Source organism: Coriobacteriia bacterium, from assembly GCA_030652115.1.
GTDB lineage: Bacteria > Actinomycetota > Coriobacteriia > Anaerosomatales > Anaerosomataceae > UBA6100.
Genome location: JAUSBK010000008.1, coordinates 144,940 through 158,895, shown reverse-complemented (window position 1 = coordinate 158,895; position 13,956 = coordinate 144,940). Strand labels below are relative to the sequence as shown.

At 65.6% G+C, this 13,956-nt stretch carries 16 protein-coding genes; all 16 read right to left on the bottom strand.

Annotation, left to right across the window (positions count from 1 at the left end; all coding sequences use genetic code 11):
* Nucleotides 1-7: 7 nt before the first annotated feature.
* Nucleotides 8-1,276 carry an LCP family protein gene (locus Q7W51_07120; GenBank protein ID MDO8848139.1) on the bottom strand — a complete coding sequence of 423 codons (1,269 nt, stop codon included), beginning with the start codon at nt 1,274-1,276 and terminating at the stop codon, nt 8-10.
* 206 nt (nt 1,277-1,482) lie between these two features.
* Complete coding sequence (locus tag Q7W51_07115; GenBank protein ID MDO8848138.1) at nt 1,483-2,778, bottom strand: nucleotide sugar dehydrogenase; 1,296 nt, start codon at nt 2,776-2,778, stop codon at nt 1,483-1,485.
* 40 nt (nt 2,779-2,818) lie between these two features.
* Nucleotides 2,819-3,241 carry a 3-hydroxyacyl-ACP dehydratase FabZ gene (fabZ, locus tag Q7W51_07110; protein MDO8848137.1) on the bottom strand — a complete coding sequence of 141 codons (423 nt, stop codon included), beginning with the start codon at nt 3,239-3,241 and terminating at the stop codon, nt 2,819-2,821.
* A 35-nt stretch (nt 3,242-3,276) separates the two neighbouring features.
* Nucleotides 3,277-4,548 carry a UDP-N-acetylglucosamine 1-carboxyvinyltransferase gene (gene murA / locus Q7W51_07105; protein ID MDO8848136.1) on the bottom strand — a complete coding sequence of 424 codons (1,272 nt, stop codon included), beginning with the start codon at nt 4,546-4,548 and terminating at the stop codon, nt 3,277-3,279.
* Between the two features lie 101 nt (nt 4,549-4,649).
* Nucleotides 4,650-5,078 (bottom strand): ATP synthase F1 subunit epsilon, encoded by a 429-nt coding sequence (atpC, locus tag Q7W51_07100; GenBank protein ID MDO8848135.1) that lies wholly within the window; start codon nt 5,076-5,078, stop codon nt 4,650-4,652.
* A 2-nt stretch (nt 5,079-5,080) separates the two neighbouring features.
* Nucleotides 5,081-6,514 (bottom strand): F0F1 ATP synthase subunit beta, encoded by a 1,434-nt coding sequence (atpD, locus tag Q7W51_07095; protein MDO8848134.1) that lies wholly within the window; start codon nt 6,512-6,514, stop codon nt 5,081-5,083.
* Nucleotides 6,515-6,518: 4 nt separating this feature from the next.
* Nucleotides 6,519-7,403, bottom strand: a complete 885-nt coding sequence (gene atpG, locus Q7W51_07090; protein MDO8848133.1) for an ATP synthase F1 subunit gamma — start codon at nt 7,401-7,403, stop codon at nt 6,519-6,521.
* Between the two features lie 3 nt (nt 7,404-7,406).
* On the bottom strand, nt 7,407-8,978 hold the full coding sequence (gene atpA, locus Q7W51_07085) for a F0F1 ATP synthase subunit alpha (protein MDO8848132.1): 1,572 nt from the start codon (nt 8,976-8,978) through the stop codon (nt 7,407-7,409).
* On the bottom strand, nt 8,979-9,536 hold the full coding sequence (atpH, locus tag Q7W51_07080) for an ATP synthase F1 subunit delta (protein ID MDO8848131.1): 558 nt from the start codon (nt 9,534-9,536) through the stop codon (nt 8,979-8,981).
* On the bottom strand, nt 9,526-10,026 hold the full coding sequence (atpF, locus tag Q7W51_07075; GenBank protein MDO8848130.1) for a F0F1 ATP synthase subunit B: 501 nt from the start codon (nt 10,024-10,026) through the stop codon (nt 9,526-9,528). The genes atpH and atpF overlap by 11 nt, the downstream gene beginning before the upstream one ends.
* Before the next feature lie 32 nt (nt 10,027-10,058).
* A complete protein-coding gene (gene atpE, locus Q7W51_07070; GenBank protein MDO8848129.1) occupies nt 10,059-10,268 on the bottom strand; it encodes a F0F1 ATP synthase subunit C in 210 nt (69 codons plus the stop codon).
* Nucleotides 10,269-10,365: 97 nt separating this feature from the next.
* Nucleotides 10,366-11,175, bottom strand: a complete 810-nt coding sequence (gene atpB, locus Q7W51_07065; GenBank protein ID MDO8848128.1) for a F0F1 ATP synthase subunit A — start codon at nt 11,173-11,175, stop codon at nt 10,366-10,368.
* An 18-nt stretch (nt 11,176-11,193) separates the two neighbouring features.
* Entirely contained in the window at nt 11,194-11,496 is a 303-nt protein-coding gene (locus tag Q7W51_07060; GenBank protein MDO8848127.1) for a hypothetical protein, read from the bottom strand.
* Nucleotides 11,497-11,756: 260 nt separating this feature from the next.
* The gene (locus Q7W51_07055) at nt 11,757-12,830 is read right to left on the bottom strand and encodes an MraY family glycosyltransferase (protein MDO8848126.1); all 1,074 of its coding nucleotides are present in this window, start codon (nt 12,828-12,830) and stop codon (nt 11,757-11,759) included.
* Complete coding sequence (locus Q7W51_07050) at nt 12,827-13,285, bottom strand: cytidine/deoxycytidylate deaminase family protein (GenBank protein MDO8848125.1); 459 nt, start codon at nt 13,283-13,285, stop codon at nt 12,827-12,829. The genes Q7W51_07055 and Q7W51_07050 overlap by 4 nt, the downstream gene beginning before the upstream one ends.
* 15 nt (nt 13,286-13,300) lie before the next feature.
* Complete coding sequence (gene upp / locus Q7W51_07045) at nt 13,301-13,948, bottom strand: uracil phosphoribosyltransferase (GenBank protein MDO8848124.1); 648 nt, start codon at nt 13,946-13,948, stop codon at nt 13,301-13,303.
* Nucleotides 13,949-13,956: the final 8 nt, after the last annotated feature.

Below are 13,956 nucleotides of genomic sequence, written 5' to 3'. Positions count from 1 at the left end.
CCGTGATCTACCAGGTGGTGTAGTCCTTGCCCACGACCACGAGCACGTCGGTCGAAAACGAGTACATGCCGCGGCTCTCCACCACACGCCCCTTCGGCAGTACGGTCGCAACCTGCACCGCAGCGGCGCGATCGGTCGAGTAGATGACAAGCGTCTCTTCGTAGACGAACTGGTTGGCGTTGCCAACCTCGCCTACCGCGTAGCCAGCTTGCGTGAGCATGTCCGACGCGGCCGTTGCGCACCCCTCGATGCCCGCGCCGTTACGCACGGTCACCGTGACGGCCGAAGGGTCGATGCCCGTCTCGACGGTGGCGGTGGCGTCGAACGGAAGACCGGCCATCATGGCGTCCACGAGGAACTCCTTCTTGTCCTCGTCCGGCCACACGTAGGGGGACTTCCACTCGCCCATCACTGTAGCGGTCTGCACGTTGGCGCCGCCCATGTCGCGGAGCGCCATCGCCACCTCGATGATCTGGCTCATGGACATGTCGGTCGACATGAACTGCGCCACGTCTTCAACCATGCCCGGGATCTTGATGACGTTGTCGAACTGCGTGGCCTGATCGGCAAGCGCCTTGAAGAACTGCTGCTGGTGCCGCATACGCGTGAAGTCGGCATCGGGGAAGTCGCGGCTGCGTACGAACGTGAGCGCGTGGTCGCCGTCGAGGAGCTGGTAGCCCTCGGCGATGTACGAGGCGGTGTACGAACCGTGGCTCGAGGCCTTCTCGTCGTCGATCTCGGCATCCACGTCGATCCACACGCCGCCGAGTGAATCGACCACCTGGATGAATCCGTCGAACTCGATGTCCATGTAGTGATTGACCGGGATGCCGAGGAACTCCTCGACGGTATCGACCATGAGCGCGGGGCCGCCGTGGAAGGTGGCCGCGTTGATCTTGTCGGTGCCGTAGCCGGGGATCTCCACGCGCGTGTCACGGGGTATAGAGAGCATCCAAACCTTGTCGTTCTCCGGATCGATACGCGCCACGATGATCGTGTCGGCACGTGCCGCGCTCTCCCCCGGACGGTTGTCCTGTCCCAGCAGCAGCACGGTGAACGGTTCGTCGGGCACGCGCGGGGTGATCGCCTTCTCGAGATCGCCGTTGTCCTGCGAGTTCTCGTTCATAGTCTGCTGTGCCGAGTGCAGGATCGAGTAGCCCCAGGCAACGCCCCCGGCCAGCACCAGCACGATCACGAGGAACGTGGCGAGCGCCGCGCGCTTCGCGGCCTTCTTGCGCCGGGCGTGCCGGATGCGGGCAACCGATGTGCTTTCCATCACCTCGGTGGGTCGGACGCGCTGGTTCGGGCGTGGCGTCTCGAGCTTGCCCGAACGGGTGCGAGCACCCGAACGACGTGATGGTTTGCTGGCAGAATGCTGTCCCACGAATCTAAGTCACCCGTATCTCTGGCCTTGTGAACACGTACGGCGAACGCCGATTGTATCGTACGTGCACCAGTGCTCAAACATCTGTTACCGAACGCTCACAGACGAACGACGTTCTCCCCGGGACGGTTCCACAGGGCGTTTCTCGTGTCGAGGATAAGACGACTCTCGTCGGCGATGAGTTCGAAGTCGAAGACGCGGTGCGCCGTGACGACGAGGGTGACGTCGGCACGCCCCAGCTCTTCGGCGGTGAGATCGACACGTGGGATTGCCGCACCGTTCGCGCTGAACGCGTCCACGTACGGGTCGCAGTAGACGACCTCGGCCTGTTTCTCGAGCAGCACTTCGGCGATGCGCTTGGCGGGCGACATGCGCACGTCGTCGATATCCGCCTTGTACGCCACGCCGAGCAGGAGCACGCGCGACCCGGCGAGCGACTTGCGCTGCAGGTTGAGCGCGTCCATCAGCCGCGTGACCACGTAGTACGGCATGTTGTCGTTGATGCGCCACGCGAGATCGATGAACTCCGTGCGGAAGTCGTACTCACGCGCCTTCCACGACAAGTAGAGCGGATCGACCGGGATGCAGTGCCCGCCGAGACCGGGGCCGGGGTAGAACGGCATGAAGCCGAACGGCTTGGTCTTGGCCGCCTCGATGACCTCCCAGAGGTTCACGTGCATCCGCTCGCAGAGCATGAGGAGTTCGTTCATGAGTGCGATATTCACGCCGCGGAAGGTGTTCTCAAGGAGCTTCGTCATCTCGGCAGCGCGCGTGGAACTCACCGGCACGACGGAGTCGATGTAGCGACCGTAAAGCGCGACGGCGGCCTTCGTGCACTCCGGCGTGACGCCGCCGACGACCTTCGGCGTGTTGCGCGTCTGCCACACGGGATTGCCCGGGTCGACGCGCTCAGGTGAGAACGCCAGGTAGATGTCGGTGCCCACTGTGAGTCCGCCCGATTCGAAAATGGGCTGGAGGACCTCCTCGGTGGTGCCTGGATACGTGGTGGACTCGAGCGTGATGAGCATATCGGAATGCAGGTACGGCAGGATGGAGCGGGCGGCGCTCTCCATGAAGGAGATGTCCGGCTCCTTGTTCTCGTTGATGGGCGTGGGAACGCAGATGGCGACCGCATCCGCCTCGGAGACACGCGCGAAATCGGTCGTGGCCGAGAGCAGGCCGCGGTCGACAAGGTCCTTCACGTCGGGAGTGGGCACGTCGGGGATGTAGCTCGTGCCCGCGTTGATGAGCGCGGCCTTCTCGGCGGACACCTCGAGGCCGATCACGCGATGGCCGGCCTTGCCCATCTCGACCGCAAGCGGCAAGCCGACGTACCCGAGACCGACGACCGCAAGCACGGCCGTTCCGTCGTCGATGCGCTCAAGAAGTCCCATTGCCCGTGTGGCCCTTCGTTCGGGGGCAGGTACAGCCGCGCTATTGTATCGCGAACATCAGCGTGCCCGCGCAGGCGAGTTCGCCGCCCACGAGCGCGCGCGCCTCGCCGAATCCGATGCTCGCACGCGCCTTGGTGATCTCGCACTCGAGCGTGAGCGTATCGCCGGGAACGACCTGCCGCTTGAAGCGCACCTTGTCGATGCCGGCGAAGAACGCGAGCTTGCCCTGGTTGTCGGGAAGCGAGAGCAGTGCCACCGCGCCTACCTGGGCAAGGGCCTCGACGATGAGCACGCCCGGCATGACGGCGTAGTCGGGGAAGTGGCCGGGCACCCAGAACATGTCCGGACGCACGTCGAGCTCGCCTGTGGCGCGCACGCCACTCTCGAGCTCGAGCACGCGGTCCACCAACAGGAACGGGTCGCGGTGCGGGATGATAGCCTTCACGGCCTCACGGTCGAGCATGTGCCTCCCCCTCAGCTGTTCGGTAGCCAGATCGGCTACTCGGCGGTGTGCTCGTCTTCGACAAGCCGGACATCCGCGCCGAGCGCGGCGAGCTTGCCCGCAAAGTCCTCGTAGCCCCGCATGATGTGGTGCACATCGGAGACGGTCGTCTCACCTTCGGCCACAAGCGCGGCGAGCACGAGCGCCGCACCCCCGCGCAGATCGGGCGAGCGCACCGGCGCACCCTGCAGCGCGGACACGCCGCGCACGAGCGCACGGTGGCCCTCGATGTCCACATCGGCGCCCATGCGCTTGATCTCGTCGGCGAACATGAAACGGTTCTCGAAGACGTTCTCGGTGATGACCGAGTCACCCTTCGCGAGTGAGACGAGCGCCATGAACTGCGCCTGCATGTCGGTCGGGAAGCCCGGATACGGGAGCGTGGCAATGTCCACCGGCCTGATCGCGCCGGTGCGGCGCACTGTGGCGCCGTCGGGCAGCATCTCGAACGTACAACCGGCGAGCTGCATCTTGATGATGAGCATCTCGAGATGCGCCGGGTCGAAGCCGGTCACCGTGACCGGCCCCCCGCCGAGCGCCCCTGCAACGAGGAAGGTCCCGGCCTCGATGCGGTCGCCCACGGTCGTGTGAACGACCGGTGCCAGCTCGGGGACGCCCTGGATCATGAGGGTGGACGAGCCCCGTCCCTTGATGTGCGCGCCCATCCCGATGAGCATGTCCACCAGGTCGCTGATCTCCGGCTCGCGCGCCGCATTCTCGATCGTGGTGACGCCCTCGGCGAGCACGGCAGCCATGAGTAGGTTCTCGGTGGCGCCCACGCTCGGGAAGTCGAGCAGCACGTGATCGCCCTTGAGGCCGTCGGGCGCGGTGGCGTCGATGTACCCGTGCTCGAACGCGATGCGCACGCCGAGGTGCTCGAGCCCGTGGATGTGCATGTCGATCTTGCGCGAGCCGATGTTACAGCCGCCCGGCATGGCCACGCGCGCGCGGCCGAAGCGGGCCACGAGCGGACCGAGCACCACGATCGACGCGCGCATCTGCGCCACAAGCTCGTAGGGCGTCTCCAGTGAGGTGAGATGGGTCGCGTCAACGCGCACCGAGTGGTCCTCGCGCGTGACCTTCGCGCCGAGGCCTTCGAGCACCTCGGCCATGACGGAAACGTCGCTGATGTCAGGCACGTTCTTGATGACCGAAGCGCCCGGCGCGAGAAGCGCCGCCGCCATCAGCTTGAGTGCCGAGTTCTTGGCGCCACCCACGCGCACCGTTCCGGTGAGCGGGCGGCCGCCCGTGACCACGATGGATGCCATACCCGAGACGATTCCCTTCATGCGATGTTCTCAAAGGGTAGCAGACGGCGGGCCCCCTCCGAGGGGACCCGCCGTATCACGTTACTGATCCGTGTGAAGCGCTACGAGCGACGCTCGGCCACCTGGAGCTGGACCTCGCACCACTTCAGATCTTCCTCGCACTCCGACATGTCCTCGCGCTCCATGAGCGGCTTCTCCTTGATCGTGGCCATGCGCTGCTCGAGGAGCTCCTTCGCCTGGCGCGCACGGTCCACGTCCACCCGCGACGCATGCTCGGCGGCGTCCGCCAGCACGATCACCTTGTCGTTGTAGACCTGCAGGTAGCCGCCGGAGACCGCAAACCATTCGACGTCCTTGCCGTCGTTGTAGCGCACGCGAAGCTCGCCCGGGCGCAGAACGGTCACGAGCGGAGCGTGGAGCGGCAGGATGCCCACCTCGCCGTCGAGCGTGGGAGCGACGACCATCTCCACCTCGTTGGTGTAGACGATCTTCTCCGGAGTGACGATCTCGCACAGGAGGGTACGGGCCATGGCTAGACGCTCGCCTTCATCTTCTCGGCTGCCTCGAGGGCCTCCTCGATGGTGCCCACGTAGCGGAACGCACCTTCGGGCACATCGTCGTGCTTGCCATCGATGATCTCTGCGAAGCCGCGGATCGTGTCCTCGAGCTTGACGTACTTGCCGGTCATGCCGGTGAACTGCTCGGCCACGAAGAACGGCTGCGACAGGAACTGCTGGATCTTGCGGGCGCGTGACACCACGAGCTTCTGCTCCTCGGACAGTTCGTCCATGCCGAGGATCGCGATGATGTCCTGGAGGTCCTTGTAACTCTGGAGGACCTGCTGCACGCCACGGGCCACACGGTAGTGCTCCTCGCCGACAACGGCCGGGTCGAGCGCGCGCGAGGTGGATGCGAGCGGGTCGACGGCCGGGTAGATGCCGAGCTCGGCGATCGAACGAGAGAGGACGGTCGTGGCGTCGAGGTGCGTGAACGCCGTGGCCGGTGCCGGGTCGGTGAGGTCGTCGGCAGGGACGTAGATGGCCTGGACCGACGTGATCGACCCGTTCTTGGTGGACGTGATGCGCTCCTGGAGCTCGCCCATCTCGGTGGCCAGCGTGGGTTGGTAGCCCGCGGCGCTCGGCATACGGCCGAGGAGTGCGGACACTTCGGAGCCCGCCTGCGTGAACCGGAAGATGTTGTCGATGAACAGGAGCACATCCTGGCCCTGGTCGCGGAAGTACTCCGCCGCGGTCAGACCGGCGAGACCCACGCGCAGGCGGGCTCCCGGAGGCTCGTTCATCTGGCCGTAGACCAGACAGGTCTTCTTGATGACGCCGGACTCGGTCATCTCGTTGTACAGGTCGGTGCCCTCACGGGTGCGCTCGCCCACGCCGGTGAACACCGAGGTGCCGCCGTGCTGCTGCGCGAGGTTGTTGATGAGCTCCATGATGATGACGGTCTTGCCGACGCCGGCGCCGCCGAACAGGCCCGTCTTGCCGCCCTTGATGTAGGGCTCGAGCAAGTCGACGACCTTGATGCCGGTCTCGAAGATCTCCGTCTTGCTCTCGAGGTCCTCGAACTCAGGAGCCTCGCGGTGGATCGAGTAGAAGCCCTCGACCTCGGGCATGGGCTTACCATCGACCGGCTGGCCGATGACGTTCCAGATTCGGCCGAGGGTCTGCGGACCCACCGGCATCTGGATCGGTGCGCCGGTATCGACCGCGTCCATACCGCGGGTGATGCCATCGGTGGTAGACATGGCCACGGCACGCACCAGGTTGCCGGGCAGGTGCTGCTGGATCTCCGCGACCAGGTGCACTTCACCAATCGCGGTCTCGCCGTCGACCGTCAGCGCGGTGTGGATCGCCGGGATCGCGTCGGGCGCGAACTCCACGTCGATGACCGGGCCGACGACGCGAACGATACGTCCGACATTCATGGGCGACTTCTCCTTGGTCTCTGCCATGCCGCTACTCCTCCTCGAGTGCCGCAGCGCCGCCGACGATCTCTGCGATCTCGGTGGTGATGGCGGCCTGCCGCGCGCGGTTGTAGCTGCGTGTCAGCGTGGTGATCATCTCGCTCGCGTTGTCGGTCGCGGACTTCATGGCGGTGCGGCGCGCGCCCTGCTCGGCGGCGGCCGACTCCATGAGAGCCCGGTACACGAGCGTCTCTACATACGTGGGGAGCAGGTGCTCGAGAACCTCGGCAGCAGACGGCTCGAAGAGGTACTCGGCCTGCATGCCCGACTCCCCCTCCTCGGCCTCTACGACCTTGTGCTCGATCGGGAGCAGCTGGTAGGTCTCGGGCTTCTGCTCGGCCACGTTCTTGAAGCGGTTGAACACGATGTAGGCAGCGTCGAGCTCCCCTGCCTCGTAACGCGGGATGATGAGCGACGCGATGGAACGGGCCTCGGCGAAGGTCGGCTTGTCCGAGATGTCGCGGTATGCCGCAACCGGCTCGATGCCGCGATAGCGCAGGTAGCCGCTCGCCTTCTTGCCCACGGCGACGATGTCAGTCTCGACACCGGCCGCGTGCTCGCTGCGGATCAGGTCCTCGGTGATGCGCAGGATGTTGCTGTTGAACGCCCCGCACAGTCCGCGGTCGGACGTGATCGTCACGATCAGCACACGCGTGCGCTCCTCATGTTCCTCGAGCAGCGGGTGCGTGGCGCCCTGCACGTAGCGTGCGACGTTGCCGAGCACCTCCATCATCGCGAACGAGTACGGCCGCGCAGCCTCGATCTTCTCCTGCGCCTTCTTGATCTTCGCGGTCGCGACCATCTCCATGGTGCGCGTGATCTGCGACGTGCTCTGCACGCTCACGATCCGCTGCTTGATGTCGCGAAGGTTCGCCATCGCCTAGGCCTGACCCTCGGTCTCGAAGCCCGCCTTGAACTCCTCGATGGCCTTGCCGAGCGACTCGGCGGTCTCATCGGAGAGCTTCTGTTCGGCAAGGATCGTGCGGCCGATCTCCGGATGGGCGTTCTCAAGGAACTCGAGGAGCCCGTCGCGGAAGCGCTGCACGTCGTCGACCGGCAGGTCGTCGATGTAACCCTTGGTACCGGCGAAGATCGCCATGACCTGCTTCTCGACCGGATACGGCGCGTACTGGCCCTGCTTGGTGAGCTCCACCATGCGGGCACCACGGCTGAGCGTGTCCTGCGTCGTCTTGTCCAGGTCGCTGCCGAACTGGGCGAACGCCGCGAGCGAGCGGTAGTTCGCGAGGTCCAGTCTGAGCGAGCCTGCGACCTGCTTCATGGCCTTGATCTGCGCATTACCACCCACGCGCGACACCGAGATGCCGACGTTGATAGCGGGGCGCACGCCCTGGAAGAACAGGTCGGACTGCAGGAATATCTGCCCGTCGGTGATCGAGATGACGTTGGTGGGGATGTACGCCGACACGTCACCGGCCTGGGTCTCGATGATCGGCAGCGCGGTGAGCGAACCTGCGCCGTTTGCGTCAGAGAGCTTGACCGCGCGCTCCAGCAGGCGGCTGTGCAGGTAGAACACGTCGCCAGGGTACGCCTCGCGGCCCGGCGGGCGGCGAAGCGTGAGCGACATCTGGCGGTACGCGACAGCCTGCTTGGAGAGGTCATCGTAGATGCAGAGCACGTGACGGCCGGGGTTGTCCGCCGAGGCGGGTTTCCCGTCGGCACCCGTGTACATGAAGTACTCGCCCATGGCGCAACCGCTCATGGGGGCGAGGTACTGCAGCGGGGCCGGGTCCGAAGCGTTGGCAGCGACAACGATCGTGTAGTCGATCGCGCCGTGGGCCTCGAGCGTCTCGACGACCGCCGCCACTGTGGAGGCCTTTTGACCGATGGCCACGTACACGCAGATGATGTCTTGGCCCTTCTGGTTGATGATCGCGTCGATCGCCACGGCGGTCTTGCCCGTCTGGCGGTCGCCGATGATCAGCTCGCGCTGTCCGCGGCCGATCGGGATCATCGCGTCGATGGCCAGGATGCCGGTCTGCACCGGCTCGTGGACGCCCTTGCGCTCGATGACGCCGGGGGCACGAAACTCCACGGGCCGATGGCCCGCGGCCGCAATCGGGCCCTTGCCGTCGATCGGAGCACCGAGCGGGTCCACGATACGGCCGAGCAGCGCGGGGCCCGAGGGGACCTCCACGATGCGGCCGGTCGTGCGCACTGCGTCGTTCGCCTTGATGAGCGAGATCCCGCCGAGGAGCACGGCGCCGACCTCGTTCTCATCGAGGTTGAGCGCCATACCGTAGACGATCTCGCCGTCGCCAGCGACGAACTCGAGGAGCTCGCCGGCCATAGCACCCTTCAGGCCCTCGACGCGGGCGATACCGTCACCGATCTGAATGACGGTGCCGACCTCCCGAACGTCAACGGAGGCCTTGTACGACTCGAGCTGCGCTCGCAGCACGTCGCCGATAGCACTAGCGGTGATCTGGGCCACTTACGCCTCACCTCCCTGACGTACGTTCGTGAGAGCCTGACGCACGCCGTCGAGTTGGGACGCAACGGTCCCGTCGAGCACGCGGCCGGCAATGTTGATGCGGATACCACCGAGGACGGATGCGTCCACCCGCTCGCGCAGGGTGACGGGCCGCCCCGTGGCTTCGGACAGCTGCTTGACGAGCTTCGCCCGCAGCGCTTCGTCGAGTTCGATAGCCGTGGTCACATCGGCGACCACGACGCCACGGCGAGCCTCGGCGGTCTCGCTGAAGACGCGCGCGAGATCACCGAGCGAGTCGGTGAGGCCGCGCTCGACCATGAGCGTGACGATCGCGAGCGCTTCGGGTGTGACCGATTCGCCGAAGATGTCGCGCATGATGTCGCGCTTCTTCTCGGCGGGCAGGCCCGTGTCCCGGAGCGTCTGATGCAAGTCGACGTGGCCACGCACGGCCTTTGCGACCGATGCGAGGTCGGCGTCGACTGCATCCACGACGTCGGCGAGCGTGGCGAGCTCGAAGAGGACCCGGGCGTGGGTCTCGATCGTCTCGCTAGTTCTCATTCAAGCTCCCCACTTCAGCGAGGTACTTGTCGATGAGCGCCTCGTGGTCGGACCGCGAAAGGCTCGAACCGATGATCTTTCCCGCGACCGCGACCGAGAGGTCGGCTACCTGGCCCCTGAGCTCGGCCATGGCAGACTCTTTCTCGGCGTTGATGGCGGCGATCGCCTTGACCTTCTCGGCCTCGGCCTCTTCCTTGGCCTTGGCGAGGATCTCGGTCTTCATCGACTCGGCCACCTTGCGGCCCTGCTCGATGACCTGCGTGGCCTCGGCGCGAGCCTCGGCCATCTGCACCTTGTACTCGTCCAGGAGCCGCTCGGCCTCGACACGGGTGTCTTCGGCCCTCTCGAGTGACTCGCGGATCTTGGTGGCGCGCTCGTCCAGCATCTTCGTGATCGGCGGGAACGCGAACTTCCCTAAAACGATGAAGAGAATGGCCGCCGCGACGAGATTGACAAACATCTCGGTGGTACCTGGGATGATGAGTTCCACGCTGTTCGCTCCTCTCGTGCTTTCTGTGGCTCTTAGCCGTTGAGGACGAACGCGAGAACGAAGCCCAGGAGCGCGATGGCCTCGATCATGCCGAGGGCGATGAACATCGTGGTCTGCAGGCGGCCGGCCATCTCAGGCTGGCGGGCCATCGACTCGATGGTCTTGCTGCCGACGATGGCCAGACCGAACGCCGGGCCGATGGCGCCCAGACCGAACGCGAGTGCTGCAGGCAGAGCATCCATGTGTTCCTCCTTCTGTCCCCACCAGCCGGCGCTTCCGGAGAGTGGTTGATCCCATTGTTTACGTCACGCCGCGTGTCCTTGCGGCGGTTGACACCTGTTAGTGCTCACCCGCGTGCAGCGCGCCGTCGATGTAGACGGCGGTGAGGATCGAGAAGATGTACGCCTGAAGCACGGCGACCATCAGCTCGAAGGCGCGCAGGATGATCTGCATCAGAACCGACAGCGGCAACACGATGAAGCTCGTGGCCGAGAAGTGTTCGATGGCGAGCGCCGCAAAGATCGCGAAGACGCCGAGCATGATGTGCCCGGCATACATGTTGGCGAAGAGTCGGATACCCAGCGTGAACGGGCGCAGCAGGTGCGAGATGATCTCGATCAGGAAGATGATCGGCGCGAGCCAGAACGGCGTTCCGTGCGGCACGAAGCTCTTCATGTACTTGCCGAATCCGACCTTCTTGATGCCGATCCCGTTGTACACGAGGAACACGATGATGGCCCACGTGAACGTGGTGCCCACGGTACCGGTTCCGGGCAGCGCGGGCGGGATGTTCCCGAGCAGGTTGTTGAAGAGCACGAAGAAGAAGATGGTGCCGAGGAACGGGAAGTACTTCTTCCCCTCGGGGCCCATGACGTCAACGCAGATCCCGTTGCGCACGAACTCCACGCCTGCCTCGGCGAGGTTGCCGATGCCGCTGGGCACCAGGCTGACTTTGCGCGACGCCGCGATGAAGAAGATGAGCACGAGCGCGACGCCGATGATCAGCCAGAACATGTAGTTCGTCAGGCTGAACGCGGAGTGCTCGGAGAACGGCAGCACGGAAAGCTCGTGCAACAACTCCGCGATCTTCTCGGACATCGGGTTTGCCTCTGCGGCCAACCCGGCGGTGCTGACAACTGGTGCAGACACGATTGCGGTCCCCCTCCTCTAAGCGGGCGTGTGCGACGTGGGAATCCGGGATGCCTTCACGGCCTCGAAACCGAGACCGGCGATGAATGACAGGCCGAGCGCCATGCCGAAGGGCGCGAGACCGTCGCGCGCTGCGATGAAGTAGATGCCGAGTGCGGCGACCGCGGTGATCATCCGGGCCACCATGACCGCTCCATAGAAGGCCACGCCCCGCATCGGGTCGCGCGCGGTCACGAACCCGCTCGCGCGGTGGGAGATGAACGTGAAGAGAACGCCGAGCAGCGCACCGAGCGCTGCGGCGACGACAGGATTGCCGAACACGGAGGATACAGCGGAAATCGCGCGGTCCCTTCGCTTGCGTCCCTCACCCGTACGAGGTCACAGCCGGGGAGGATGGACTGCGGAGGCGCGGCCGTAGAGAACGGCGTGCAGTGAGTTCCGCGTCGAAGGCCCCGGGGGTGGCCTCAGAAAGCGTGCTCACTATACAACAACGTTAAGACTGCAACAACAAAACACGCGGAGGCGTGTGCAGGAGCTTGGCGACTTACCGCGACGGCTCCCGCAAAGGGGTGCCGGGCGCCCTACTCGTCGTCGTGGTGGGCCACCTCAAACAGACCCAGCCAGTACGCCATCAGCCCCGAGAGACCGGCAAGCACGGCGAACGTGAGTATCTTGAAGAGCGGCGCGACCCACCGCATCGCGTACCCGCCCACCGCAAGCGCGACCGACCACACGTAGATGATGAGCACCGTCTGCCGCTGGCTGAATCCGCGACCCAGCAACCGGTGGTGGATGTGGCCCTTGTCGGCCTCGTGGAACGGCCGACCGCTCCTGCGACGCCGCACGATCGCCGAGAACGTGTCGAACACCGGCACGCCTAAGATGAGCAGCGGCACGACCAGCGTGATCGCCGCGACCGACTTCATCACGCCGAGAAGCGATATGCACGCAAGGCAGAACCCGAGGAACAACGCCCCCGAATCCCCCATGAAGATCGACGCCGGGTTGAAGTTGTAGCGCAGGAATCCCACGCATACCCCCACGAGAGCCGCTGCCAGAACGGCTGCAAGCGGCTGGTTGGTCTCCTGGGCGAGCACGAGGAGGCTCACCGCAGCGATCGCCGTGATGCCGGCGGCGAGGCCGTCGAGGCCGTCGATGAGATTCACCACGTTCGCGAAACCCACCATCCAGAACACCGTCACCGGCAGCGAGAGCACGCCGATAAGCAGCAGCCCTCCGCCGAACGGGTTGCCCACGAAGTCGATGCGCACGCCGCCTGCATACGCCACGCCTGCGGCGATCACCTGACCGAGCAGCTTCTGCCATGGCGTGAGGTCGACCACGTCGTCGAGCAAGCCAACGCCGAACATGATCGCAAGCCCCGCCAGAACGCCGAGTGCGGGCTCACCGATGAGGGTGAGCGCCGGCGGCCATCCCCAGAGTCGTTCGCCAAGCCATCGCACCAGCACGGCGGCCGCGAAGCCGGCGAACATGGCGACGCCACCGATCCGCGGTATCGCACCGGTGTGCACGTGCCTGCCGCCCGTGTGAGCCACGATCCCCCACCGCACGCCAACCAGGCGCACCACCGGCGTGAGTACAAGCGTGACGCCGAGTGCCGTCGCGATCACGAGCAGGTGCGGGACGAGGTTCACGCGTCCTCACCGCTTGCGAAGCGCCTCGGCGTGATCCCTGCCTCGGCGAGCATCTCGGTCGAGAGTTCGTCGGGGTATGCCTCGCGGTAGACGATCTCCTTCACCCCGGCGTTGATGAGGATCTTGGCGCACAGCACGCACGGCTGGTGCGTGCAGTACACGGTGGCGCCGTCGATGGCGATGCCGTGCCGTGCCGCCTGGATGACCGCGTTCTGCTCGGCGTGGATGCCGCGGCACAGCTCATGTTGCGTGCCCGATGGGATCCCGAGCTTCTCGCGCAGGCAGCCGACCTCGTCGCAGTGCGCGAGCCCCGACGGCACGCCGTTGTAGCCGGTGGCGAGAATGCGCTTGTCTTTCACGAGCACGGCGCCGATGTGACGCCGCGTGCACGTGGCACGCTGGGCCACCTGGTCGGTGATGGCCATGAAGTACTCGTCCCACGACGGGCGCGCCACCGCTGCCTCCCCTCGCTACTTCGTGCCGAAGAGGCGATCGCCCGCGTCGCCAAGTCCGGGCACGATGTAGCCGTGATCGTTCAGATGGCTGTCGATCGCGCAGGTGTAGATGCGCACGTTATCGCAGCTGCGGTTGAACTCCTCGATGCCCTCGGGGGCCGCGATCAGCACGAGCAGGTTGATTTCGCGCGCACCGCGCTCGCGCAGGAACTTCACCGCAGCGGCGGCCGAGCCGCCGGTCGCGAGCATCGGATCGACGATCAGCACGTCGCGCTCGCCGATGTCCTCGGGGAGCTTGCAGTAGTACTCGACAGGCTGCAGCGTCTCCGGGTCGCGATAGAGGCCGACGTGCCCCACCTTCGCCGCAGGGATGAGTTCGAGGATGCCCTCGACCATCCCTAGACCCGCGCGCAGGATCGGGATGACGGCGACCTTCTTCCCTGCCAGCACGAACGTGGTCGTGGCCGTGATCGGCGTGTTGACGACGGTCTCGGCAAGCTGGAACGAGCGCGTCGCCTCATACGCCTCGAGCATCGCAAGCTCCTTCACGAGCTCGCGGAACTCCTTCGCGCCGGTCCCTATGTCGCGCAGGATGGAAAGCTTGTGCTGCACGAGCGGGTGGTCGACGACGACCACGTTGTCCCAGCGTGCATCGCGTACCATGCGGGTCT

Bases quoted from the DNA above. Each gene is read 5' to 3' on its own strand.
- atpD (MDO8848134.1), bottom strand. From the start codon at position 6,514: ATGGCAGAGACCAAGGAGAAGTCGCCCATGAATGTCGGACGTATCGTT.
- atpC (MDO8848135.1), bottom strand. From the start codon at position 5,078: ATGGCCCGTACCCTCCTGTGCGAGATCGTCACTCCGGAGAAGATCGTC.
- atpG (MDO8848133.1), bottom strand. From the start codon at position 7,403: ATGGCGAACCTTCGCGACATCAAGCAGCGGATCGTGAGCGTGCAGAGC.
- Q7W51_07115 (MDO8848138.1), bottom strand. From the start codon at position 2,778: ATGGGACTTCTTGAGCGCATCGACGACGGAACGGCCGTGCTTGCGGTC.
- upp (MDO8848124.1), bottom strand. From the start codon at position 13,948: ATGGTACGCGATGCACGCTGGGACAACGTGGTCGTCGTCGACCACCCG.
- Q7W51_07120 (MDO8848139.1), bottom strand. From the start codon at position 1,276: ATGGAAAGCACATCGGTTGCCCGCATCCGGCACGCCCGGCGCAAGAAG.
- atpE (MDO8848129.1), bottom strand. From the start codon at position 10,268: ATGGATGCTCTGCCTGCAGCACTCGCGTTCGGTCTGGGCGCCATCGGC.
- fabZ (MDO8848137.1), bottom strand. From the start codon at position 3,241: ATGCTCGACCGTGAGGCCGTGAAGGCTATCATCCCGCACCGCGACCCG.
- murA (MDO8848136.1), bottom strand. From the start codon at position 4,548: ATGGCATCCATCGTGGTCACGGGCGGCCGCCCGCTCACCGGAACGGTG.
- atpH (MDO8848131.1), bottom strand. From the start codon at position 9,536: ATGAGAACTAGCGAGACGATCGAGACCCACGCCCGGGTCCTCTTCGAG.